The following is a 23,971-nucleotide window of genomic DNA, read 5'->3' on the forward strand; positions in this document are numbered from 1 at the left end:
CCCGGGCCGTTACGTTCGCCCGGTGAGCGTGATCGCCCGGAACCGGGTCCGCGTGCGCGGGGTCGCCGACGGGCGGCCGATGGTCTTCGCCCACGGCTTCGGGTGCGCCCAGGAGATGTGGCGCCTCGTCGCCCCGGCGTTCGCCGTCGACCACCGCGTCGTCCTCTTCGACCACGTCGGCTCGGGCCGGTCGGACCTGTCGGCCTACGACCCGGGAAAGTACGGCTCGCTGGACGGCTACGCCGCCGACGTCGTCGAGATCTGCCGGGAGCTGGCGCTCGACGACGTCGTCTTCGTCGGGCACTCGGTGAGCGCGATGATCGGCGTCCTGGCCGCGGCGCGGGCGCCGGGGCTGTTCGGCGCGCTGGTGATGGTCGGGCCCAGCCCCCGCTACGTCGACGACGACGGCTACACCGGCGGTTTCTCGCGGGAGGACGTCGCCGCGCTGCTGGAGTCGCTCGACAGCAACCACGTGGGCTGGTCGGCGGCGATGGCTCCGGTGGTCATGGGCAGCCCCGACCGGCCGGAGCTGACCGCCGAGCTGACCGACAGCTTCTGCCGCACCGACCCGGACGTCGCCCGGCAGTTCGCCCGCGTCACGTTCCTCTCGGACAACCGCGCCGACCTGCCGGGCGTGCGGGTGCCCACGCTGGTCCTGCAGTGCCGCGCCGACGCGATCGCCCCCGAGGTGGTGGGCCGCTACGTGCACGCGCAGGTGGCCGGCAGCGTCTTCACCCTGTTGACGGCGACCGGGCACTGCCCGCACCTGTCGGCACCCGAGGAGACGACCGCCGCGATCCGGGACTTCCTCGGGTAGGAGCGGCGATGGGGGAGCAGCGGCGACCGGATCGGCGGGAGGGTCCCGCGGGCCTGCGCCGGCTCCTCGAGGAGGACCCGGCCGACCTGTACGAGAACGCCCCGTGCGGCTACTTCTCCGCGCTGCCCGACGGGCAGGTGGTCAAGGCCAACCGCACCTTCTGCGAGTGGACCGGCCGGCCGCTCGGCGAGCTGCTCGGCGTGCGGTTCCAGGAGCTGCTCAGCATCGGCGGGCGGGTGTTCTACGAGACCCACCTGGCGCCGCTGCTGCGGATGCAGGGGATGGTGCGGGAGGCCGCGCTCGACGTCGTCCGGGCCGACGGGTCGCTGCTGCCGTGCCTGCTCAACGCGGTCGAGGTGCGCGACGCCGACGGGGCGCCGCTGCTGGTGCGGGCGACGGCGTTCGAGGCGACGTCCCGGCGCCGCTACGAGCGCGCGCTGCTGGCCGCGCAGCGCGCGGCCGCGGAGTCCGAGGTCCGGGCGAGGACGCTGCAGGAGGTGGTGTCGGAGGTGTCGGCGGCGACCTCGGCGCGCGACGTGGCCGAGGTGATCGTCCGCCGGAGCCGGGAGGCCGTCCGCGCCAGCGGTGCGGCGTTGTGGCTGGCGACCGAGCGGCGGGGGACGGCGCGGCCGGAGCCGTCGGTGCCGCCGATCCAGCTGGTCGCCGCGGACGGGATCCCGTCGGACCTGCTGGAGGCGATGGAGTCGGCGGCCCTCGGCGGCGCGGAGCTGGTGCGCGACGGCGGAGTGCACGTCGTGCCGCTGGGGGCCGGGCTCCGGGCGGTGTGGCCCGGCCTGGCCGCCGCGATGGCGGACACCGGGCAGGAGGCGCTGGTCGTCGTCCCGGTGGACGCCGACAGCCGGCACCTGGGCGCGCTGGTCCTGCTGCTCGGGGTGGTGGGGGACAGCGGTCTGATCGACCTCACCCCGCCCGGGGAGCGCGGCACGCTCGCCCGGGCCGACGCCGACCTGCTGGCGACCGTCGGGCGACAGGCCGGCCAGGCACTGGAGCGGGTGCGTCTCCACGAGGAGACCGTGCGGCACGCGGAGCGCTCGGCGTTCCTGCTCGACGCGGCACGGCTGATGGCCTCGGCCGGCGACGTCGGGCAGACCGCCGAGCGGCTGGCCGAGCTGGCGGTGCCGCGGCTGGGCGACGTCTGCGTCGTCGACCTGACCGGCGAGCACGGCACCAGCCGGCACGCTGCCCGGCACGGCGACCCGGCGCGCCAACCGCTGCTCGACGAGCTGGGCGACCGGAACCTCTCGCACCTGGCTGCCTCCCACCCGGCGGTGCAGGCGGTGGAGCTCGGCCGGACGGTGTGGATCCGCCAGGTGACCGACGACTGGCTGGCCGAGATCACCGCCGATGCGCGGCACCTGGAGGTCGGCCGCGCCCTCGAGCTGGTCGACATGGTGTGCGTGCCGCTCGTGGCCGACGGGCGCATCCTCGGCGTCCTCACCCTCGGCAGCGACCGTCGGCGCGGGCCGCTCACCGCGGCCGACGTCGAGGTCGCCGAGCAGCTGGCGCTGCAGCTGTCGCAGGTGGTGGAGAAGGGACAGCGCCTGGAGCTGGAGACGCGGACGTCGCACACGTTGCAGGCCAACCTGCTACCGCCGGCCCCGCCACCGGTGGCCGGGCTGGCCGCCGCCGTCCGGTACCTGCCGGCCAGTCGCGGTGCCGACGTCGGCGGCGACTTCTACGACGTCGTCCCGCTGCCGGGCGACCAGGTGGCGCTCGCGGTGGGGGACGTCGTCGGCCACGACGTCACGGCCGCGGCGGTGATGGGCCAGCTGCGCAGCGTCTACCGGGCGCTGCTGGCCGACCGGCCACCGCCCAGCGCGGTCATCGACCGGCTGCAGGCGGGGTGGTCGCTGCTGAGCCTGCAGCGCATGGCGACCGCGCTGTTCGCCACGCTCGACCCGGGCAGCGGCCGGCTGCGGGTCGCCTCCGCCGGGCACCTGGCGCCGCTGCTGGTGACGCGCGGCGGAGCGGAGCTGCTCGACGTGCGGCCCAGCCGCATGCTCGGCGCGCCGCCGGCGCCCGGCCCGGCGGTGGAGTGGGCGGGGGTGCTGTCCCGGGGCGCCACGCTGGTGCTCTACACCGACGGGCTGGTCGAGAGCAGGGACGCCGACCTCGACCGGGGCCTGACCGCCCTCCTGGACGTCGCGGCGCGGTCCGGGACGGCCGACCCCGACGAGCTGTGCGACCGGCTGCTGGCCGAGCTGGCCGGCGGCGTGCGCGCCGACGACGTCGCACTGCTGGCGATCACCCGCCGGCCCTAGCGCAGGCGCCCCCCGCGCGCGACCATCGGCGCAGGGCACGTGCGGCGCGGGAGGCGGCCATGGAGCGTCCACCCAACCCGGTGACGGACGCCATCGACGGCGCCACCGGTGACATCACGATGTCCGGCGATGCGATGCGCTGGTCGCCGGAGCTGGCCGAGGCGCAGCCGCGGACGACGTCGTCCTCCTTCCCGGGCGTGGACGTCGCCGCCGGGTTCGGCTCGCTGCTCGGGCTGGACGGCGCCGGGGTACGGCGCCTGGTGTCCGGCGCGGTGACCTCGCTGACGACGGCGGCCGGGGACGTCGTCGCCGAGCTGCGCCAGCTCACCCGGAGCCCCGATCCCGACGAGGGGACCGACGTCGACCCCGACCCCGCCCCGCGTTGATCATGGGCTCGTTGCCGGCGACACGCGGCGACACGTCGTGCGGACGGGCAACGAGCCCATGATCACGGCTCCCCTCGGGTGCGCCGGTTCCGGCGGCGCCCTGTAGAACCGACACAGGACCTCGGCCACCGACGTGGGGAGTCGTACCGCATGAGCAGCTCGTTGACCCTGGCGCCCGCGCCGCCGTCCGAGGCCGCCGAGGAGGTCCGCACGCAGGTGCGGGAGTTCCTCGCCGCCGAGCAGGCCGCGGGCACGTTCAGCACGCACGTCGACACGTGGTTGTCCGGCGTGGACCCGGCGTTCTCCCGGAAGCTCGGGGAGCGCGGCTGGCTGGGGATGACCTGGCCGAAGGAGTACGGCGGGCACGAGCGCTCCGCGATGGAGCGCTACGCGGTGACCGAGGAGCTGCTGGCCGCCGGGGCGCCGGTGGCGGCGCACTGGATCGCCGACCGGCAGTCCGGGCCGAACCTGCTGCGCTACGGCACCGAGGTGCAGCGCCAGGAGATCCTGCCGCGGATCGCCGCGGGGGAGTGCTACTTCGTCATCGGCATGAGCGAGCCGGACTCCGGCTCCGACCTGGCCTCGATCCGCACCCGCGCGGCCCGCAACGGCGACGGGGACTGGGTGGTCAACGGCGCGAAGATCTGGACGTCGAACGCCCACCACTCGCACTACGGCATCGTGCTGGTGCGCACCGGCCCGCCCGGTGAGGGGCCGCGCGGCAAGCACCAGGGGCTGACCCAGCTGCTGGTCGACCTGTCGCTGCCGGGGATCAGCATCAACCCGATCCGCATCCTCGACGGCGGGCACCACTTCAACGAGGTGGTGTTCGAGGACGTCGTCGTCCCCGGCGACATGCTCCTGGGCGAGGAGGGCGCCGGCTGGCACCAGGTGACCGCGGAGCTGGCCTTCGAGCGGTCCGGGCCGGAGCGGTTCCTGTCGACCTACCCGCTGCTGGCCGAGTTCGGCCGCCGGGCCGCCGACTCCGGCGACGCCGCGCAGCTGGCCACCCTCGGCCGGCTCTCGGCGCGGCTGCTGGCGCTCCGGCAGCTGTCGCTGCGGATCGCGGCGGCACTGGACCGCGGCGAGCTGCCCGACATCCCGGCCGCGCTGGTCAAGGACGTCGGGACGACGTTCGAGGGGGACGTCGTGGACGAGATCCGGCGGGTCGTCGAGGTGACGCCGTCGCTCGACTCGCCCGACCCGCTGGACCGGGCGCTGGCCGAGGCGCAGCTGCACGCGCCGGGCTACACGCTGCGGGGTGGGACCAACGAGATCCTGCGCGGGATCGTGGCACGAGGGCTGGGGTTGCGCTGATGGCATCGGATCAGGACCTGGTGGTCGAGACCGTCCGGGACATCCTCGCAGGCCACGAGCCGTTCGCGCTCACCGCGGAGAGGCCGTGGGACGCCGGGCTGTGGGCCGACCTCGCCGAGGCCGGGCTGACCGGTGTCGGGCTGCCCGAGGAGGCGGGCGGCTCGGGGGGCGAGCTCGCCGACGCGATCGCGATCGCGCGCACCCTCGCCGCGGGTGCGGCCGCCGTGCCGGTGGCCGAGCAGCTGCTGGTCGCGGGGCCGGCGCTGCTCGCGGCCGGGCTGGACCTCCCCTCGCCGGAGGAACCGCTGACGATCGCGGTGGAGGGGGCGGTCACCGCCGAGCCGGTGGACGACGGCGACGGGCCGGGGCGGTGGACGCTCACCGGCACCGCGACCGACGTCGCCTGGGCCGGAGTCGCGCGGCACGTCGCCGTCCTGACCGCCGCGCCGGAGGGCATCGAGGGCGCCGTCCTGGCGCTGGTCGACACCGAGGGGCTGGCCACCAGCGACGCGCGCAACCTCGCCGGGGAGCCGCGCGGCTCGCTGGTGCTCGGTGGCGCACCCGCGGCCGGGGCGCTGCTGACCCCGGCGCGGGCCGGGGAGGTGCGGGCGCGGTACGCGCTGGCCCGCGCGGTGCAGCTGGCCGCGGCCCTGGAGCGGGTGCTGGCGTGGACGGTGCAGTACGCCGGCGAGCGGCAGCAGTTCGGCCGGCCGCTGGGGAAGTTCCAGGCGATCCAGATGGAGCTGGCCGAGATGGCCGGCGAGGTGACCGCGGTGACCGCGCTGGTCGACGCCGCCGTCCAGACCCTGGGCCGCGGAGAGGACGTCGTCCTCGCCGCGGCGGCGGCCAAGGTGCGCGCGGGGGCGGCGGTCGAGGTCGTGGCCCGGCTGGCGCACCAGGTGCACGGCGCGATCGGGTTCACCCAGGAGCACAAGCTGCACCACCTGACCCGGCGCTGCTGGTCCTGGCGGGACGAGGCCGGGTCGGAGCTGACCTGGTCGAGGGTGCTCGGCGTCGGGCTGCTCACCGAGGGCGGCGACGGCCTCTGGCCGGCTCTGACCCGGGTGGTCTGAGGCAGGACCTCACCCGCCCTCCACCGTGGAGGGACCCGTCCTCACCACCTCTCGCAGGCCCGAGGCGGGGCCCGGGACGGGGCCGCGGTGGGACCTGCAAGGGGGCCGGCGGGGCCGGGCGGTGCGGACCGGCCGGCCCCACGACGGGTCCGGGGTCGGACTCCGAGCTCGGTCAGGGAGGCCGCTGCGGGGCTCGTCCGCATCATCGCCGTCAGCACGCAGCACCCATGGGACTCGGGCCCCGCCGCGCTCAGGTGCGGTTGGTGCTGGGGAAGACCGGGCGACGGCGTCCGAGGAAGGCCGCCCGGCCCTCCTCGAAGTCCGGTCCCGCGAGCAGCTCCACCTGCACCTGCTCCTCGGCGGCGAGGACGGCCTCCAGGGACTGGTCGTCCTGGGCGAGAATCCGTTTGAGGCCGGCGGTCGCCGCCGGCGACGCCGCCGCGAGTTCCTGCGCCATGGCCAGCGCCTGTTCGACCGCGCTGCCGTCCTCGACGACAGCGTCGACGAGGCCGATCCGATGGGCTTCTTGCGCCGACACGGTCCGCGCGGTGAGCATCAGCTCGCGGGCGCGGCCGGCGCCCACCCGCCGGGGGAGCGTGTAGAACAGCCCGGTGTCGGCGACCAGCCCGATCTTCGCGAACGAGGCGACGAAGCGGGCCGAGGAGCCGGCGACGACGAGGTCGCTGGCGCAGGCCAGCGACAGGCCGAGGCCGAAGGCGCCGCCTTCCACCGCGCTGACGATCGGTGTCGCGGTGGTCACCATGTGCCGGGCGATCTCGTTGACCAGCTGGAGGCGCCGGTGCGCCACCTCGGGGTCCGGGGACATCGACCGGATGTCGCCACCGGCCGAGAACACCGCGCCGGCCCCGGTGAGGACGACGGCGCGGCAGCCCGGGTCGTCGGCTGCGCGGCGCAGCTGCTCGAGGAAGGCGATCCGGTCGTCGAGATCGAGGGCGTTGCGGCGCTCGGGGCGGTTGAGCCGCAGCAGTCGGACGGTGCGGTGCTCCTCGACGAGCACGGCGGGGGCCTCGGACGAGGCCGCCCCGGCGGTCACTTCGCGGCCCCCCGGAGGAGTTGCCTGGCGATGATGACCCGCTGCACCTCGCTGGTGCCCTCGTAGAGGCGGAACAGCCGGGCGTCGCGGTAGAAGCGCTCCACCGGGACCGAGCGCATGTAGCCGAGGCCGCCGTGCACCTGCACCGCGCGGTCGGCAACCCGGTCCACCATCTCGGTGCAGAAGAGCTTGCAGCTCGACGGCGCCAGCCGCTGGTCCGTGCCGTCGTCGTAGGTGCGCGCCGCCTCCATGACCATGGCGCGCCCCGCGTAGGTCTCGGTCTGCGAGTCGGCCAGCATCGCCTGCACCAGCTGGAACTCCGCGATCGGCCGCCCACCCTGCTTGGTCGTGGCGGCGTACGTGACGCTCTCGTCGACCAGCCGCTGGGCCAGCCCGACGCACAGCGCGGCGATGTGGAGCCGCCCTTTGGCCAGCGAGCGCATCGCCGCACCGAACCCCGCGCCTTCGACCCCGCCGACGAGGTCCTCGGCCGATACCCGGACGTCGTCGAAGAAGACCTCTGCGGTGACCGCGCCGCGCTGGCCCATCTTGGCATCCTTCGGCCCGATCGTGACGCCGTCGGCCCGGGCGTCGACCGCGAGGACCGAGATCCCTTGGGTGCCCTGCGTGGCCTCGCCGGTGCGCGCGAAGACCATGAACAGGTCCGCGTCGGGTGCGTTGGTGATGAACCGCTTCTGACCGTTGACCACGTAGTGGTCGCCGTCGCGGACCGCCCGGGTGCGCAGACCGCTCGGGTCGGACCCGGCCTCAGGCTCGGTGAGGGCGAACGACGCCACGAGCTCCCCGGCCGCGAGCCGGGGGAGGTAGCGCTGCTTCTGCTCCTCGGTGCCGAAGTTGACCAGCACCTGGCCGGCGATCCCGTTGTTGGTGCCGAACATGGAGCGGAAGGACGGGGTGGTCCAGCCCAGCTCCATGGCCAGCCGGACCTCCTCCTGCATGGACAGGCCCATGCCGCCGTGCTCCTCGGGGATCGCGTAGCCGAACAGCCCCATGTCCGCGGCCTGCTTGCGGAGCCGGTCGGGGATCCTGTCGGTCTCCTCGATCTCGTCCTCGGCGGGCACCACCTCGCGGCGGACGAAGGTGCGGACGGCGCCGAGGACGGCCTCGAAGTCTTCGTTGTCCATGGTCGGTCTCCTGGGTCGAGAAGTCGGTCGGAGGCGGATCAGGCAGAGGGTGCGGGCCGGGCGTCGAGAGGCTCGGCCGGTACCGGGCGGCCGGCCGCGCCGGTGGCGCAGAGGTGCTCGATGTCGGCGGCGGTGTAGCCGAGCTCGGACAGCACCCCGTGCGTGTGCTCACCGAGGTCCGGGATGCCGCCCATGGCCAGCTCCACGTCGGAGAAGGTCATCGGCGGCAGGATGGCGCGGACCGGGCCGGCGGGAGTGCCCACCTCGCGCCACCGGTCGCGGGCGCGCAGCTGGGGGTGCTCGATCAGCCCCTGCATGTCGTTGAGCTGCGCCGCGGGCACCCCCGCCTCGGCCAGGCGCGCGTCGAGGTCGGCCGTCGACCACCTCCGGGTCTCGTTCGCAACCGCCTCGTCGCACTCGCCGCGGTTGGCCACCCGCAGGACGTTGGTGCGCAGCCGGGGGTGCTCGGCCAGGTCGGGTCGGTCGAACACGTCGACGACGAGCCGCTGCCACCCCCGGTCGTTCTGCACTCCGATGAGGATCTGCCCGTCCCGGGTGGGATAGGCGTCGTAGGGCGCGATCGAGGCGTGGCTCAGGCCCATGCGCGGGAGCTGCCGCCCGGCGTACATCTGCATGTACATCGGGTGGCCGAGCCACTCGGCGGTGGCGTCGAACATCGACACGTCGACCGTGGCGCCCTCACCGGTCCGCTCCCGGCGGAACAGCGCGGCCAGCACGGAGTTGGTGGCGTAGAGGCCGGCGGCGATGTCGGCGCTGGGCACGCCGGTCTTGGTGGCGGCGTCCGGGGTGCCGGTGATCGAGACCAGGCCCGACTCCGCCTGGATCAGCATGTCGTAGGCCTTGCGGTCGCGCCGGGGGCCGTCGGTCCCGTAGCCGGAGATGTTCACGACCACGAGGCGGGGATGTGCGGCCCGCAGGGTCTCGGCGTCGAACCCGAGGCGGGCGGCCGCCCCGGGTGCGGAGTTCTGCAGGAAGACGTCGGCGCGGGCGACGAGCGCCCGGGCCACCGCCAGGCCCTCGTCGGTCTTGAGGTCGAGGGCGACGGACTCCTTGCCCCGGTTCAGCCAGACGAAGTGCGAGGCGAGCCCGTGGACGGCGCCGTCGTAGTTGCGGGCGAAGTCGCCCTCGCCCACACGTTCGATCTTGATGACGCGGGCGCCGAGGTCGCCCAGGTGGCGGGTGGCCAGCGGAGCGGCCACGGCCTGCTCGAGCGCCACCACGGTGACCCCGGCCAAGGGGAGGGGCGGCGGTGGAACGGCGGTCATGGCCTCAACATGGCGGACCGATTGCGCGAAGTCCAATACCCAATCGCCGGCCGACTGATGCTCCGTCAGTTCATGATGCGGTATGGATCTGCACCAGTTGGAGGCGTTTCTCGCCGTCGCCGAGGAGCTGCACTTCGGCCGCGCCGCCGAGCGGCTGCACATGGCCCAGCCGCCGTTGAGTCGGATGATCAAGCAACTGGAACGCGACCTGGGTGCCGTGCTCTTCGAGCGCACCACGCGCAGTGTCCGGCTGACCTCCGCGGGGGAGGCGCTGATCAAGCCGGCCCAGGAGGTCCTCGAGGGCTGCCGGCTGGTGCGCTCGGCGGTCCGGGGAGCGGGCCAGGGCGAGACCGGCCGGGTCCGGCTGGGCTTCGCGGGGCCGTCGTCCTACCTGCTGGTGGGCCAGCTCGCCCGCCTGGTACGGCAGCGTCAGCCCGGCATCGAGCTCAACCTGCAGAGCGTCACCTACGCCTACGAGGCGCTGCGGCTGGTGATCGAGGGATCGATGGACCTGGCCCTGGTGCGCTTCGCGGTGGAGCCCCCCGGCATCGCCTCCCGCGTCGTGGCCGAGGAGCACTACGTCCTCGTCGTTCCCGAGGGGCACCGGCTGGCCGGCCGGAGCGAGGTCAGCATGGCCGATTGCCGCGACGAGGCGTTCGTGGCACTGCCGGCCGATCCCGGCTCGAGCGTCCGCGACGCGTTCGTCCGGGCCTGCTACGAGGTCGGGTTCGCGCCCAACATCGTGCAGGTGGCGCCGGACTCGTGGACGGTGATGGCCCTGGTCGCCGCCGGGGTCGGCGTCACGTGGAGCATCGACACCGCACTGGCCAACATGCGCACCGACGGCATCGTGGTCGTGCCGCTGGCGGAAGGGCGGGAGCCCTCGTATGCCCGCCTGGCGTGGCGGGCCAAGGACGACAACCCCGCGCTCCGGGAGGTCCTGCGGGCGTCGGAGGACGCGCTGCCCTCCCCGGCCGTGGACTAGGCCAGCCGGACGAGCCCGAGCTGGCTGGCCGAGACGACGTGGCGGCCCTCCCGGTCGAAGATCTCTCCCGTACCGAGGGTCCGACCGTGGGCCACCGCCTGGATCCGGCTGTCGAACTGGTGCCAGGCCGAGAAGTCGGGATGCCGGTGCCAGGTCAGCGTGTGCGTGAGGCTGAGGATGCGACTGCCGGGAGCGTGCCGGCGTGATCCGAGGGCGCGGAAGGCCCCCTCGAGGATGCTCATGTCGGTCACGTAGGCGACGACGGCGGCTCGGACCACCTCGTCGTCGGGCAGTTCCCCGGTCGTTCGCAACCACGCGGTCTGGTGGTCCTGCGGCGGCTCCACCACCTCGAGGTACGGCGGGACCGCAGCGTGCCGGAACGACACCGGGCGCTCCGTCCGCCACCACGCCGGCACCCGCTCGTCGTCCCCGAAGCGGTCGGCGAGCTCGGGCAGCTCCTCGGGTGGCGGGGCCGGGAGCGGCCGTGCCGGATGGTGCACCGGGAGGTCCTCCCGCGTCGTTCCCCACCGGGAGAGGGCGGTGAACCGCTCGGTCCCGTCCTGGGCCAGGAGGGTCGAGCGCCGGGTCGACATGGAGGCCGAGTCGGTGAGGCGCTCGACCCGCCAGTGCAGCGGCTCGTTCGTGGGGACGCCGGCGAGGAAGTCGGCCTGGAGGCTCAGTGCGCGGTGACCACCGGGCACGGTGCGTCCGGCCGCGGCGACGGCCTGGGCGAGCTGGAGTCCGCCGAAGACCCGGTCGGCGGGGTGCCGCTGCGGCCGGCCGAGGAAGTGATCGGCATCCGGGGCGCCCGGCTGGCGCTGCAGTGCGAGCAGATCGAGGAGCTGATCCAGGGTCACGGCGGCAGGGCGCGTCTGGCGAACGGGTGCGGACACGGGAGCTCCTTCGGCGGCCGGGTGCCGCAGATCCTAGTGATTGATTCGGGACCGCTGTGCTTCGTGAATCGATTGATGCTGCTCGCTCAATAACCGTGCGTGCAGAAAGTATTGGACGTCGACCGTCGGCGCTGGGCACAGTGATGACGACCACACCCGGGCGGCACGGGTCCACAGCGTTGCGCCGCACGCCGGACGCGAAGCGACGAGGAGCCCATGTCGCTGCCTTCGCCAGCCCCCCTGGCGGTCCACATCGCCCTGGCCACCCCGCCGGCCCCGGGCCGCCTTCCGGCACGGTCACGCGGAGGGCGACCCCTGTGCGGTTCTCCGGCCGGTCGCCGGTTCGGCGCCGGCCGCCATTCCTGGGCCGGCCGCCGCCCGCGAACCGGCACCTGCCCGGCCCACCCCCGACAGCCCCGACTCCGACGTCCCGACTGCATCTGGAGAACGATGAGATCCCTGCGTGCCCTCGCCGCCCTGCTCGTCGGCGTCTGCCTCGTCCTGGCCGGCTGCGGCCAGGACGAGGCAGACTCCGCCGCCGCCGGGGAGTACCCCTCGGAGCAGATCCGGCTCCTGGTGCCCTACACCGCCGGCGGCCCCACCGACATCGCCGCGCGGGCGCTCGCGGCCTACATGGAGGAGGAGCTCGGCACGTCGTTCATCGTGGAGAACCTGCCCGGCGCCTCCGGCGCCACCGCCTACCAGGAGCTCATCGCCTCGGAGGCCGACGGTCACACGCTCTCCATGACGGCGTTGCCCACCGCGGTGCTCAACTACCTGATCAACGACGTCGGCTACACCCGCGAGGACTTCGCCCCGATCGGGGTCGCCACCCAGATCCCCTCGGCGATCCTCGTGCCCGGCGACAGCCCGTACCAGGACCTCGAGTCGCTGTTCGAGGCAGCCCGCGCCAATCCCGGCTCCGTCACGGTGGCCACCCCGGGAGCCACCAACACCCACGCCGCCGAGACCATGCGGATCACCGAGCTCTACGACGTGCCGCTGACCGTGGTCCCGTTCGAGGGCGGGTCCGAGGTCAAGACCGCACTGCTGGGCGGCAACGTGACGGCGGGCTTCACCAACGTGTCGCAGGACATGCTGCCGGCGCTCGAGTCGGGTGAGATCCGGGCCCTCGCCGTCGGCACCGAGGAACGGCTGGACTACGTCGACGCCCCCACCTTCACGGAGCTGGGGTACCCGGAGCTCACCCAGAGCACCACGACGTTCGGCCTGATCGCGCCGGCCGGCACCCCCGAGGAGGCGATCCAGGAGCTCGAGGACGCCCTGCGCAGCGCGTCGGAGGACCCCGAGGTGGTGGAGGCGCTGGACCCGAACTACGTGCCGGAGGAGTTCATCGGCAGCGAGGGCCTCGAGGAGCTGTTCATCGACGTGGAGGAGACCTTCGGCGATGTCCTGGGGGGCTGAGACGGCCCCGGCCGGCACAGCCGGCGGCGAGCGCGCCACGGGCGTTCGCCGGCACGGTGCAGCCCGGCGTACCCGCAGGGATCCGGACCGGTCGGCCGGTTCCCGGGTCGGCGCCCTGGTCGGCGCCGGGCCCGGGGGCGGGGGGCCGGCGTGGTGAAGCCGGTCAAGACCCGCGGCCTGGCCGATGCGATCGCGGAGTACGTCGAGGACGGGATGACCGTCGCCCTGGAGGGCTTCGGGCACCTCATCCCGTTCGCGGCGGGGCACGAGATCATCCGGCAGGGCCGTCGGGACCTGACGCTCTGCCGGATGACGCCGGACCTCATCGCCGACCAGATGATCGCGGCGGGCACGGTGCGCAAGCTGGTGGCGAGCTTCTTCGCCAGCGGGTCCGCCGGCTCCCTGCACGAGGTGCGGCGGCGGATCGAGCGGCACGACCCCGAGCCGCTCGAGGTGGAGGAGTACAGCCACTACGGGATGTTCTGCCGCTACCAGGCGGCCGCCTCCGGGCTGCCGTTCTTCCCGCTGCGCTCGTACGCAGGCAGCGACCTGCCCGAGCTCAACCCGCAGATCCGGAAGGTCGAGGACCCCTACGGCGGCGCCCCGGTGCACGTGGTGCCGGCCCTGGCCCCCGACGTCACCGTGGTGCACGCCCAGCGGGCCGACCGCTACGGCAACGTCCAGATGTGGGGGATCGTGGGCGCGCAGCAGGAGGTTGTGTACGCCGCCCGACGGGCGATCGTCACGGTCGAGGAGATCGTCGACGAGGAGGTCGTGCGCTCCGATCCCAACCGGACGGTCATCCCGGCGCACGCGGTGGACGCGGTCGTGCACTGCCCGGGCGGGGCGCACCCGTCCTACGTCCAGGGCTGCTACGACCGGGACAACGCCTTCTACCGGGACTGGACGCCGATCAGCAAGGAGCCCGCGCGGCTGCACGCCTGGCTGGCCGAGTGGGTGTACGGCGTGCCGGACCGGGCGGCCTACCTGGCCAAGCTCGGGGACCACTGGCCGGCCGCCGTCGCGGTCGGGGAGCGGCTCTCCCAGCCGGTCGACTACGGACGGAGGCTGGCGTGACCGTCATCCCCACCAGCGAGCCCGACGACAGCGTCGCGGTGTCGAGCACGGAGTTCCTGGCGGCGGTCGCGGCCCGTGAGCTGGCCGGCAAGGGACGGGTCTTCGCCGGCGTGGGGCTGCCCACGCTGGCGGTGGACCTGGCCAAGCGCACGGTCAACCCGTTCCTCGAACTGGTCTACGAGTCCGGCGTCTGCGGAGCGCATCCGGAGGGGATGGCCGAGGGCATCGCCGACTCGGTGCTCGTGTCGGGCGCCGACGCCGTGGTGAGCATGCAGGCGCTGTTCGGCTACGTGCTGCAGCGCGGCAACGTCGACGTCGGCTTCCTGGGCGCCGCCCAGGTCGACCGGCACGGCAGCCTCAACACCAGCGTGATCGGCGACTGGCACAAGCCCAAGGTGCGGCTGCCCGGCTCCGGCGGGGCGGCGGACATCATGCCGAACGCGGGGGAGTGCATCGTGGTGCTCCGCCGGCACGACCCCGGCGCACTCCCGGCGCAGCTGGACTTCTGCACCTCCCCGAGCCCGGTGCGTGCCCGGGCGTCCGACCCGCGCGCGGTGCCCCCGGGCCACGGGGTGGCCACGGTGATCACGCCGCTGGGCGTGCTCCGACGGCCGGACAAGTTCGGCGAGCTGGAGCTCGCGCAGGTGCATCCGGGGGTCTCGGTGCAGCAGGTCCGCGAGAACACCGGCTGGGACCTGGCGGTCGCCCACGAGGTCACGGAGACGCCCCGACCCACCCGTGAGGACGTGCGGCTGCTGCGGGAGGAGATCGACACCGTCCGCCTCTACCTGCGGTGAGCGCCGGCCCGCGCCGGACGTCGAGGTGACGGCACCGGGCCGGCTGCCCTACGTCGTCCTGCTGAGCTGCACGACGCTCGGCACGCTGTCGAGCACGATCATCACCGCGCCGATCAACGCGATCGCCGCGGACCTGGACGCGTCGGCGCGGGAGATCGTCTTCGCGGTGAGCTCCTTCACGCTGGCGATGGTGCTCTTCGCCCCGCTGGCCGGCTGGCTCGGCGAACGGTTCGGCGCCCGGCACTTCCTGGCCGCCTCCCTGGTGCTGATGGCGCTCGCCGGTATCGGGGCGGCGTTGAGCCCCGACCTCTGGGTGCTCGTGCTGATGCGGGCTCTCCAGGGGGTGGCCTGCTCCGCCGTCCCGGCCGCGGTGCAGCAGACCCTCGGGGCCTTCTGGAGCCATCGGCGGGCCCGGGTGATGGCCGCCTGGGCGTCGGCCATCGGTGTGGGGCAGGCGCTCGGCCCGCCGTTGGGCGGTCTCGTCGCCGACCTGGCGGGCTGGCGGGCGGTCTTCGTGACCCACGCCGTGCTCAGCGGTTCGCTCGCGGTGCTGCTGACCCTGTTCGTGCCGGCCGTCCATCGCGGCCGGCCGCCGATGCACGTCGCGGGGATGCTGACGCTCGTCCTCGGGGTCGGCGGCCTGGTCGGCGGGCTGACCTGGGCCGGCCAGGGCGGCGCCGCCCTCGCCGCCGCGGCGGTGTCCGTCGCCGGCGCGGGCGCTCTCGCGGTGCACGCGCAGGTCGCCCGGCGCAATCCCCGGGCCCTGGTGGACCCGCGGCTGCTGGTGGAGAAGCGCTATCTGCGCAGCACCGCCTCGGCCGGGACCGTCATGGCGTGCCTCGGGGTGATGATCGTGGCCACGCCGCTCTACCTCGGCCGGCAGTTCGGCATGAGCCCGAGCCAGATCGGGCTGGTCACGCTGGCGCTCGCGGCGGCGATGGCGCTGTCGGCGCCGTTGTCGTCTCGCCTGGGTGACCGGATCACGCCGCGCCGGGTCCTGCACGTCGGCCTGGCCGGGCTGGCCGTCGGGCCGCTGGCGACGGCCGTGGTCCTGGCCGCGCCGACGCGGTCGGTGGCCGTCGGGGGAGCGGTGCTCCTCCTCGCGCTCACCGGGTGCGCGATCGGGGCGGTGCAGGCGGTGTCCGGCTTCGGCGTGATGCGGTCGCAGGCGGCCGCGCACGGCACCGCGCTCGGCATCCACAACATGATGCGGTTCGCCGGGCTCGCGGTCGGCTACGCCTGGGTGTCCCTGAGCTACCCGACCGGCCAGCTCGCCCTGGTGTACGGCGGGCCGACCCTGCTGGCGGGCAGCACGCTGGCCCTGGTCCTGATCGGCCCGCCCGCGGCGCCGCTGCCCGGCGACGAGATCGCGCTGGCGTGAGGAGCGGCCGGTCGCGGACGCGCCCGTGGTCAGTCGCCGTCGCCGGCGGCGGCCACGCCCGGGAGGCCGGCGTGCGCGATGAGCAGTTCCCCGGCGTGCGCGATGTGCTTCTCCATCGCCAGCCGGACGGCGTCGGGATCGGCCAGCCGCAGCCCGTCGAGGATCGCGGCGTGATCGTGCAGCGACGCGTCCGGCCATCCGCCGACCCGGTGGTAGAAGCGCTGCGGGACGTACCTGGTGGCGGTGCGCAGCAGCCAGGTGAGTTTCGGCGCTGCGGCGGCCAGGTTCAGCACGCGGTGGAACGCGTGGTTGCACCGTTCGACCTCGTCCAGGTCGTCGCGAGCGAGGGCCTCGACGAGCTCGGCCTGCAGCGTGCCCAGCCGGTCCAGCTGCTCGGCACCCATCCGGCGGGTGGCGCGAGCGGCGAGCTCGCCGGCGATCTGCGCCTGGACCCAGAAGAGGTCGCGGACGTCCTCCTCGCTGAGTTCGGCCACCACGAAACCGCGCCGGGGAGCGAGTTCCACGAAACCCTCGCCGCGCAAGGCGAGCAGGCCCTCGCGGACGGGCGTGGCCGACATGTCGAGCTCCTCGGCCAGCCGCTCGACGCGGAGGAACTCGCCCGCCTTGAGCTGGCCGGTGAGGACGAGCTCACGGACGTACGCGGCCGCCTCGTCGCTCAGCTGGGGCCGGGCCATGGCACCTCCTCGGGGACGTCCGCGCCGCAGGGCGGCCGGGCGCGGGGGTGTGTGCGCCCGCAGACGATAGTGGGCCCCGGTCTCTACATAATATGTTATTTGGGTCGTCGTCGCCCGATGTGAGGAGCCATGGTGACCGAGAGCGTTCCCGCCGGGAGCCCCGCGCCCGGGGACGGCGCGGCCAGGCCGCTGCACGGTCTGCGCGTGGTCGAGCTGTCCAGCTACGTCGCGACGCCGCTGAGCGGGATGACGCTGGCCCAGCTCGGGGCCGAGGTGATCCGGGTCGAGCCGCTGGGCGGTGGGGCCGACCGCGGGCGGTGGCCGCTGTCGCGGGCGGGCGTCAGCCTGTACTGGACCGGGCTCAACCGCGGCAAGCGCGCGGTGGAGGTGGACCTGCTGCGGCCCGAGGGGCGCCGGCTGGTCGCCGACCTCGTCGTCGACGGTGGCGGCATCCTCGTCAGCAACACCGAACGCTGGTCCGACCTCGGGTTCGAGGCCCTCCGGGAGCGCCGGCCCGATGTCGTCCACGTGCAGCTGACCGGCCTCCGCGACGGCGGGGCCGCGGTCGACTACACCGTGCAGGCCGGCACCGGCTTTCCCCTGATCACCGGCCCGGACGGGCTCGCGTCACCGGTGAACCACGTGCTCCCGGCCTGGGACGTGGCCGCCGGCCTCTACCTGGCCACCGGCCTGCTGGCCGCTGAGCGGCACCGCACGGCCACCGGTACCGGTGTGCAGGTCCGGGTCGCCCTCGAGGACGTCGCGCTCTCCCTGGCCGGCATCCTCGGGTACCTCGGCGACGCGCAGCTGGGCGGGCCTCGGGCCCGGGACGACAACTACGTGTACGGGACCTTCGGCCGCGACTTCGTCAGCAGCGACGGCGTCCGGTTCATGCTCGTGGCGCTCACCGCGCGGCAGTGGTCGGACCTGCTCGAGATGACCGGACTGCGCCGGGTCGTCGCCGAGCTCGGCGCCGCCCTGGGGGCGGACTTCGACACCGAGGACGACCGCTACCGCCACCGCACGGTGCTGGCCAGCCTGCTCGCCGAGTGGTGCGGGCGGCGCTCGTGGGACGAGATCAGCACCGCGCTCGCCCGGACCCGCATCCTCTGGTCGCCCTACCGCAGCTTCACCGACCTGGCGGCGGACGACGCCCGGCTGCTGCGCGGCAACCCCCTCTTCCAGCCCGTCGAGGAGGAAGGCGTGGGCAGCTACCTCGCCCCCGGCTCACCCATCGTCGTCGACGGCGCGCCGTCGACGCCGCTACCGGCCCCGGAGGTCGGGGAGCACACGCTGGAGGTGTTCGGCCAGGACCTCGGCCTGCCCGCCGGCGAACTGCACCGGCTCGCCGAGCACGGCGTGCTGCGGATGCCGGCCCGGAAGGGGATGCCGGTGTGAGCGCCCACGGCACGGTGCCCGGGCTGGCCCGGACGGCGGTCACCTGGCTGGGCGTCCCCGGGGACCGGCCCGACCGCTTCCCCGAGGCTGCCGCGGCCGGAGCCGACGTCGTCGTGCTGGACCCCGAGGACGCCGTCGCCCCGCACGGCAAGGGCACCGCTCGCGCCGAGGTCGCGGCCTGGCAGGGGGACGCGCCCCGGCCGTGCGCGGTCCGGGTGGACGCCGACAGCCCCTCCCCGGACGCCGACCTCGCCGCGCTCGCGGCGACCGGGCCGGTGCTGGTGCTGCCGGAGTCGGAGGACCCGGGAGCCGTCGCGGCGGTCGTCGACCGCCTGCCCGCGGGCTCCTGCGTCGTCCCCGGCGTGGTCCGGCTGGCCTTCGGCAGCTCGGACCTGGCCGCGGAGCTGGGCGTGGACCCCGAGCACGGCCCGGCGATGGCGAGCGCCCGCGGCGCCCTCGTGCTCGCCTCCGCGGCCGCCGGACTGCCCGGCCCGGTGGACGGCGTGACCGGCGCGGTCGGTGACGCCCAGCGCCTGGCGGCCGACGTCGCCCGGGCGCGTGCGCTCGACGTCGCCGGAAAGCTCTGCATCCACCCGGTGCAGGTCGGCCCGCTGGCGTCGGCGGAGGAGCTGGCCTGGGCCGAGCGGGTGCTCGCCGGCGCGGGGAGCAACGGAGTGGCCGTCGTGGACAGGCGCACGGTCGACAAGCCGGTCGTGGAGCGGGCCCGGCGCCTGCTCGCGGTCGGCCGGACGGAAGGAACAGCATGAGCAACCTGACACCCGACGAGCAGGACATGGTCCGCCTGGTCGCGGAGTTCGTCGACCAGCGGGTCAGGCCCCGCGTGCGGGAGTTCGAGTCGGCCGACACCTATCCCGAGGACTTCATCGAGGAGATGAAGAAGCTCGGCTTCTTCGGCCTCCTCGTGCCGGCCGAGCACGGCGGGGTCGACGTCAGCGCCGCCTGCTTCGCCCGGGTGACCGAGGAGTTGGCACGCGGCTGGATGAGCCTGGCGGGCGCCATCGGTGGCCACTCCGTCATCAGCTACCTGCTCTGCACGTACGGCACCGAGGAGCAGCAGCAGAAGTACCTGCCGGCGATGGCCGACGGCCGCATCCGCGCGACCATGGCGCTGACCGAGCCCTCCGGTGGCAGCGACCTGCAGAACATGCGCACCCACGCCGTCCGGGACGGCGACGACCTGGTCATCACCGGGTCCAAGACCTGGATCTCCAACGCCCAGCACTCCGGGCTCATCGGGCTGCTCTGCAAGACCGACCGCACGGCTCAGCCCGCCCACAACGGGATGAGCGTGGTGCTGGTCGAGCCCGGCGCGGGCCTGGAGATCTCCAACAAGATCCCCAAGCTGGGGTACCGCGGGGTGGAGGCGTGCGAGCTCTCCTTCGACCAGATGCGGGTGCCGGCCTCGGCCGTCCTCGGCGGTGTGCCCGACCAGGGCTGGCGGCACATGATGCGTGGCCTCGAGGTCGGCCGGATCCAGGTCGCGGCACGTGCGGTCGGCGTGGCCCAGGCGGCGTTCGAGGCGGCCCTGAGCTACGCCCAGGACCGGGAGTCGTTCGGCAAGCCCATCTGGAAGCACCAGTCGGTCGGCAACCTGCTCGCGGACATGGCGACGAAGACGCGTGCGGCGCGGCTGATGACGCTCGACGCCGCCGAGCAGCTGGACAGCGGGAAGCGCGCCGACCTCGAGGCGGGCATGGCCAAGCTCTTCGCCTCCGAGGTGGCCATGCAGGTGGCCCTCGACGCCATGCGGGTGCACGGCGGGTACGGCTTCTCCCGCGAGTACGACGTCGAGCGCTACTTCCGCGACGCCCCGCTCATGATCCTCGGCGAGGGGACCAACGAGGTCCAGCGCAACGTCATCGCCGCCCAGCTCGTCGCCCGTGACCGCAACCGTGAAGGAGTCTGACCCGTGAACCTGCTCGACCAGCGCACCGCCGTCATCACCGGAGGCGCCCAGGGCATCGGCTACGCCATCGCCGAGACCTTCGTGGCCCACGGCGCCCGGGTGGTCATCGGTGACCTCGACGGGGACGCAGCAGGGCTCGCGGCCAAGCGGCTCGGCGAGGACCGGGCCTTGGGCGTCGCCTGCGACGTGGTGAGCGGGGACGACGTGCAGCGCCTGCTCACCGCCGCGGTCGACGCCTTCGGCTCCGTCGACGTCCTGGTCAACAACGCCGGCGTCACCCGCGACGCCACCATGCGCACCATGACCGAGGAGCAGTTCGACCAGGTCATCGCCGTCCACCTCAAGGGCTGCTGGCACGGCACGCGCCTGGCCTCGGCGCTCATGCGCGAGCAGAAGTCCGGCGCGATCGTCAACATCTCGTCGCTGTCGGGCAAGGTCGGCATGGTCGGCCAGACGAACTACTCGGCCGCCAAGGCCGGGATCGTCGGCCTGACCAAGGCCGCGGCCAAGGAGATGGCCCACCACGGGGTGCGGGTCAACGCCATCCAGCCCGGGCTCATCCGGTCGGCCATGACCGAGGCGATGCCGCAGAAGGCCTGGGACCAGAAGATGGCCGAGATCCCGATGGGCCGCGCCGGCGAGGTCGCCGAGGTGGCCTCGGTGGCGCTCTTCTACGCCTCCGACCTCTCCTCCTACATGACCGGCACGGTGGCCGAGGTCACCGGTGGCCGCTTCATGTGAGCAGCCGGTGACCCCGACGGTGGACTGGGAGCCGCACACGCTGGCCAGCACGGAAGTCGTGGAGGCCGGCCCGGTGCGGGCCCTGGGCGCGCTGCTGGACGGCGCGACGCCCGTCCCCGCGGTCGGCGCTCCGCTGCCCGCGCTGTGGCACTGGGTGGCCCTTCCGCAGTGGGCGGCGTCCGCGACGCTGGACCGCGACAGGCACCCCTTCCGCGGCACGTTCCTGCCCCCCGTCGACCTGCCGCGCCGCATGTTCGCCGGCGGTGAGGTGACCGTGCACCGGCCGCTGACGGTGGGGGAGGAGGTGCGGCGGGAGTCGCGGGTCGGCTCCGTCCAGGAGAAGAACGGGCGCAGCGGCCGGCTGGTGGTCGTCGTCGTCGAGACCCGCTTCTCCGGTCTGGACGGAGACCTCCGGGTGGCGGAACGGCAGGACCTGGTGTTCCGGGAGGCGTCGGCCCCGGCCGGCGACCCCCCGGCGCCCGAGCCGGCCGCGGCCCTGGCCCCGGTCGGCCCGCCGCTGCGCCGGGACGGCGAGGAGGAGTGGTCCCTGGCGACCGATCCCACCCTGCTCATGCGGTTCAGCGCGGCGACCGCCAACGCGCACCGCATCCACTACGACTGGCCCTACGCGACCCGGGTCGAGGGCTACCCCGGCCTGGTCGTGCACGGGCCGCTGATGACGTTGCTGCTCGTCGAGACCCTCCGCGAGGCCGGAGCGCTGCCCGACCGCGTCCTGCTCCGGCACCGCAACCAGGCACCGTTGTTCTGCGGCCAGCCCGCCACCGTGCGGCACCGGGCCGAGGGGCACGGCGTCGCCGCGACGCTCGAACGCGGCACGAGCGACGCGCCGACCACCTGCACCAGCCTCACCGCACACTTCCTGGAGAAAGCCGTTCCCCATGCGTGAAGCAGTCATCTGCCAGCCGGTCCGCACCCCGATCGGCCGGTACGGCGGCATGTTCACGTCCCTCACCGCCGTGGACCTGGGCGTCACCGCGCTCACGGGCCTGCTCGAGCGCACGGGGATCGACCCCGAGGAGATCGACGACGTCATCCTCGGCCACTGCAACGGCAACAGCGAGGCGCCGGCCATCGGCCGGGTGGTCGCTCTCGACTCCGGCCTGCCGGTGACCGTTCCCGGCCAGCACCTCGACCGGCGCTGCGGCTCCGGGCTGCAGGCGGTGGTCAACGCGGCGATGCAGGTGCAGACCGGTGCGCACGACCTCGTCGTGGCCGGCGGCACGGAGAGCATGAGCAACGCCGCGTACTACTCCACCGACATGCGCTGGGGCGGTGCGCGCAGCGGCGTGCAGATCCACGACAGTCTCGTGCGGGCCCGCTCGACGGCCGGCGGCCGGTTCCACCCGGTGCCCGGCGGCATGCTCGAGACCGCGGAGAACCTGCGCCGCGAGTACTCGATCAGCCGCGAGGAACAGGACCGGCTCGCGGTCAGCTCCCACCAGCGCGCCATCGCCGCGCAGGAGTCCGGCATCTTCGACGAGGAGATCGTCCCCGTCACGGTGAAGAGCCGGAAGGGCGAGGAGGTCGTCGCGCGCGACGAGCACCCCCGGCCGGAGACGTCGATGGAGTCGCTGGCGAAGCTGCGGCCGATCCTCGGTTCGTCCGACCCGGAGGCGACGGTCACCGCCGGCAACGCCAGCGGGCAGAACGACGCCGCCGCGATGTGCATCGTGACGACGCCGCATCGGGCCGAGCAGCTGGGCCTGCGGCCGCTGGTCCGGCTGGTCAGCTGGGCGGTGGCCGGCGTGCCCCCGCGCACGATGGGCATCGGGCCGGTGCCGGCCTCGCAGGCGGCCCTGGACCGGGCGGGCCTCGGCCTGGCCGACATGGACGTGATCGAGCTCAACGAGGCCTTCGCCGCCCAGGCGCTCGCGGTGATGCGGGAGTGGAAGTTCACCGACGAGGACCACGAGCGCACCAACGTCCACGGCTCGGGCATCTCGCTGGGACACCCCGGCGTACGGATGCTCTCCGCGCTCGCCCGGGAGCTGCACCGCAGGCAGGCGCGCTACGCCCTGGAGACGATGTGCATCGGCGGCGGCCAGGGGATGGCCGCCGTCTTCGAACGCGTCGCCTGACCCGCGCCCGTCTCCCGCCCCTTCCGTGCCCGGCCGAAGCCGCAGGCCGCACCCAGCCGGCTCGCACGTCGGCCCCCGTTCGACAGGAGTTCCCCGTGCGCATCGGCATGCCCATCTCCTACAGCGACGGCTTCGCCCGCACCGCCGCCGTCATCCCCGAGTACGAGAGCGCGGGCCTCGACGTCGTCTACGTGGCCGAGGCCTACTCCTTCGACGCGGTCAGCCAGCTCGGCTACCTCGCCGCACGGACGACGACGGTCGAGCTCGTCTCCGGCATCCTCAACATCTACTCGCGGACGCCGTCGCTGCTGGCGATGACCGCCGCCGGCCTCGACCACGTCTCCGGGGGCCGCTTCACCCTGGGCATCGGCGCCTCGGGCCCGCAGGTGGTCGAAGGCTTCCACGGCGTGCCCTACACGGCTCCGCTGGCGCGGACCCGGGAGGTCGTGGAGATCTGCCGCGCGGTGTGGCGGCGCGAACGGCTCGACCACCACGGGACGCACGTCGACGTTCCGCTCACGCCCGAACGCGTCGGCAGCGGGCTGGGCAAGCCGCTGAAGCTGATCAACGAGCCGGTCCGGCCACGGATCCCGATGCTGCTGGCCGCCATCGGGCCGAAGAACGTGGCGCTCGCCGCGGAGCTGTTCGAGGCCTGGGAGCCGGTGTTCTTCCTGCCGGAGGCCAGCGCGGAGGCGTTCGGGCCGGCGCTGGCGGAGGGCGCGGCCCGGCGCGACCCGGAGCTCGGGCCGCTCCAGATCGTCGCCGACACGCGGCTGCTGATCACCGACGACCCCGCCGCCGAAGCCGCCGCGCTCGAGCAGGTACGGGCCAACCTGGCGCTCTACGTCGGGGGGCATGGGCGCCCGCGGGAAGAACTTCTACAACGACCTGGCCGTGCGCTACGGGTTCGCCGGGCAGGCGGCCACGGTGCAGGACCTCTACCTGGGCGGCCGCAAGGAGGAGGCAGCGGCGGCCCTGCCGGAGGAGCTGGTGCGCGGCATCTCCCTCGTCGGGCCCCGCGGCCACGTCGCCGAGCGGGTCGCCGCCTTCCGCGAGGCCGGGGTCACCACGCTCAACGCCACGCCGCTGGCCGCCGACCACGCCGACCGGCTCCGGTCGATCGAGATCCTCAAGGAGCTGGCCTCCTGACCCGCACCGGTTCCGCTGCGGCGGTCCCATAGGCGGCACCTATC

The 23,971-nt window shown here is 74.2% G+C and carries 21 protein-coding genes and 1 pseudogene; 17 read left to right on the top strand and 5 right to left on the bottom strand.

What is annotated here, in order from left to right:
* Positions 1-22: 22 nt before the first annotated feature.
* The 5 genes from E4P41_RS03475 to E4P41_RS03495 all read left to right on the top strand — a co-directional run bounded on the left by E4P41_RS03475 (position 23) and on the right by E4P41_RS03495 (position 5,875).
* Entirely contained in the window at positions 23-817 is a 795-nt protein-coding gene (locus E4P41_RS03475) for an alpha/beta hydrolase (RefSeq protein WP_245177080.1), read from the top strand.
* Positions 818-825: 8 nt separating this feature from the next.
* On the top strand, positions 826-3,099 hold the full coding sequence (locus tag E4P41_RS03480; protein ID WP_135139486.1) for a SpoIIE family protein phosphatase: 2,274 nt from the start codon (positions 826-828) through the stop codon (positions 3,097-3,099).
* A 59-nt stretch (positions 3,100-3,158) separates the two neighbouring features.
* Positions 3,159-3,485 (top strand): hypothetical protein, encoded by a 327-nt coding sequence (locus tag E4P41_RS03485; RefSeq protein WP_135139487.1) that lies wholly within the window; start codon positions 3,159-3,161, stop codon positions 3,483-3,485.
* Between the two features lie 150 nt (positions 3,486-3,635).
* Positions 3,636-4,802 (top strand): acyl-CoA dehydrogenase family protein, encoded by a 1,167-nt coding sequence (locus tag E4P41_RS03490; RefSeq protein ID WP_135139488.1) that lies wholly within the window; start codon positions 3,636-3,638, stop codon positions 4,800-4,802.
* Positions 4,802-5,875: an acyl-CoA dehydrogenase family protein gene (locus E4P41_RS03495; protein ID WP_135139489.1), complete on the top strand. Its 1,074-nt coding sequence runs from the start codon at positions 4,802-4,804 to the stop codon at positions 5,873-5,875. Before E4P41_RS03490 ends, E4P41_RS03495 begins: the two co-directional genes overlap by 1 nt.
* A 250-nt stretch (positions 5,876-6,125) precedes the next feature.
* On the opposite strand, the gene E4P41_RS03500 is transcribed toward E4P41_RS03495, so the two are convergent.
* From E4P41_RS03500 to E4P41_RS03510, 3 genes are read right to left on the bottom strand one after another with little or no spacing between them, the layout of a single operon-like run.
* A complete protein-coding gene (locus E4P41_RS03500) occupies positions 6,126-6,929 on the bottom strand; it encodes an enoyl-CoA hydratase/isomerase family protein (RefSeq protein WP_135139490.1) in 804 nt (267 codons plus the stop codon).
* Positions 6,926-8,074, bottom strand: a complete 1,149-nt coding sequence (locus E4P41_RS03505) for an acyl-CoA dehydrogenase family protein (protein ID WP_135139491.1) — start codon at positions 8,072-8,074, stop codon at positions 6,926-6,928. Before E4P41_RS03505 ends, E4P41_RS03500 begins: the two co-directional genes overlap by 4 nt.
* 38 nt (positions 8,075-8,112) lie before the next feature.
* Positions 8,113-9,360, bottom strand: a complete 1,248-nt coding sequence (locus E4P41_RS03510; RefSeq protein WP_135139492.1) for a CaiB/BaiF CoA-transferase family protein — start codon at positions 9,358-9,360, stop codon at positions 8,113-8,115.
* 82 nt (positions 9,361-9,442) lie between these two features.
* Between E4P41_RS03510 and E4P41_RS03515 the strand changes: the two genes are divergently transcribed.
* Entirely contained in the window at positions 9,443-10,345 is a 903-nt protein-coding gene (locus E4P41_RS03515) for a LysR substrate-binding domain-containing protein (protein WP_135139493.1), read from the top strand.
* Here the strand turns inward: E4P41_RS03515 and E4P41_RS03520 are convergent.
* Positions 10,342-11,202 carry an acyl-CoA thioesterase domain-containing protein gene (locus E4P41_RS03520; RefSeq protein WP_209307519.1) on the bottom strand — a complete coding sequence of 287 codons (861 nt, stop codon included), beginning with the start codon at positions 11,200-11,202 and terminating at the stop codon, positions 10,342-10,344. The genes E4P41_RS03515 and E4P41_RS03520 overlap by 4 nt on opposite strands.
* Positions 11,203-11,688: 486 nt before the next feature.
* On the opposite strand from E4P41_RS03520, the gene E4P41_RS03525 reads away from it, so the two are divergent.
* From E4P41_RS03525 to E4P41_RS03540, 4 genes are all read left to right on the top strand, one after another.
* Entirely contained in the window at positions 11,689-12,663 is a 975-nt protein-coding gene (locus E4P41_RS03525) for a tripartite tricarboxylate transporter substrate binding protein (RefSeq protein WP_135139495.1), read from the top strand.
* A 150-nt stretch (positions 12,664-12,813) separates the two neighbouring features.
* Positions 12,814-13,740: a CoA transferase subunit A gene (locus tag E4P41_RS03530; RefSeq protein ID WP_209307520.1), complete on the top strand. Its 927-nt coding sequence runs from the start codon at positions 12,814-12,816 to the stop codon at positions 13,738-13,740.
* Positions 13,737-14,537, top strand: coding sequence for a CoA-transferase (locus E4P41_RS03535; RefSeq protein WP_209307521.1), 801 nt, complete (start codon positions 13,737-13,739; stop codon positions 14,535-14,537). The genes E4P41_RS03530 and E4P41_RS03535 overlap by 4 nt, the downstream gene beginning before the upstream one ends.
* A 25-nt stretch (positions 14,538-14,562) precedes the next feature.
* A complete protein-coding gene (locus E4P41_RS03540) occupies positions 14,563-15,918 on the top strand; it encodes an MFS transporter (protein WP_167760906.1) in 1,356 nt (451 codons plus the stop codon).
* A 29-nt stretch (positions 15,919-15,947) separates the two neighbouring features.
* On the opposite strand, the gene E4P41_RS03545 is transcribed toward E4P41_RS03540, so the two are convergent.
* Positions 15,948-16,613, bottom strand: a complete 666-nt coding sequence (locus E4P41_RS03545; protein WP_135139497.1) for a GntR family transcriptional regulator — start codon at positions 16,611-16,613, stop codon at positions 15,948-15,950.
* A gap of 132 nt (positions 16,614-16,745) precedes the next feature.
* Between E4P41_RS03545 and E4P41_RS03550 the strand changes: the two genes are divergently transcribed.
* The 7 genes and pseudogenes from E4P41_RS03550 (at position 16,746) to E4P41_RS03580 (ending at position 23,927) form a co-directional block, all read left to right on the top strand.
* Positions 16,746-18,011, top strand: coding sequence for a CoA transferase (locus tag E4P41_RS03550; protein ID WP_245177081.1), 1,266 nt, complete (start codon positions 16,746-16,748; stop codon positions 18,009-18,011).
* A complete protein-coding gene (locus E4P41_RS03555; RefSeq protein WP_245177082.1) occupies positions 18,008-18,778 on the top strand; it encodes an aldolase/citrate lyase family protein in 771 nt (256 codons plus the stop codon). Before E4P41_RS03550 ends, E4P41_RS03555 begins: the two co-directional genes overlap by 4 nt.
* Positions 18,775-19,938: an acyl-CoA dehydrogenase family protein gene (locus tag E4P41_RS03560; protein ID WP_135139499.1), complete on the top strand. Its 1,164-nt coding sequence runs from the start codon at positions 18,775-18,777 to the stop codon at positions 19,936-19,938. Before E4P41_RS03555 ends, E4P41_RS03560 begins: the two co-directional genes overlap by 4 nt.
* A gap of 3 nt (positions 19,939-19,941) precedes the next feature.
* Positions 19,942-20,679: a 3-oxoacyl-ACP reductase FabG gene (gene fabG, locus E4P41_RS03565; protein WP_135139500.1), complete on the top strand. Its 738-nt coding sequence runs from the start codon at positions 19,942-19,944 to the stop codon at positions 20,677-20,679.
* A gap of 7 nt (positions 20,680-20,686) precedes the next feature.
* Entirely contained in the window at positions 20,687-21,586 is a 900-nt protein-coding gene (locus tag E4P41_RS23560; RefSeq protein WP_135139501.1) for a MaoC family dehydratase N-terminal domain-containing protein, read from the top strand.
* Positions 21,579-22,778, top strand: coding sequence for an acetyl-CoA C-acetyltransferase (locus E4P41_RS03575; protein WP_135139502.1), 1,200 nt, complete (start codon positions 21,579-21,581; stop codon positions 22,776-22,778). The genes E4P41_RS23560 and E4P41_RS03575 overlap by 8 nt, the downstream gene beginning before the upstream one ends.
* 107 nt (positions 22,779-22,885) lie before the next feature.
* A pseudogene (locus E4P41_RS03580) lies at positions 22,886-23,927 on the top strand (LLM class F420-dependent oxidoreductase).
* The last annotated feature ends 44 nt before the right edge of the window (positions 23,928-23,971 follow it).

It is taken from the genome of Geodermatophilus sp. DF01-2 (assembly GCF_004571065.1).
Lineage (GTDB): Bacteria > Actinomycetota > Actinomycetes > Mycobacteriales > Geodermatophilaceae > Geodermatophilus.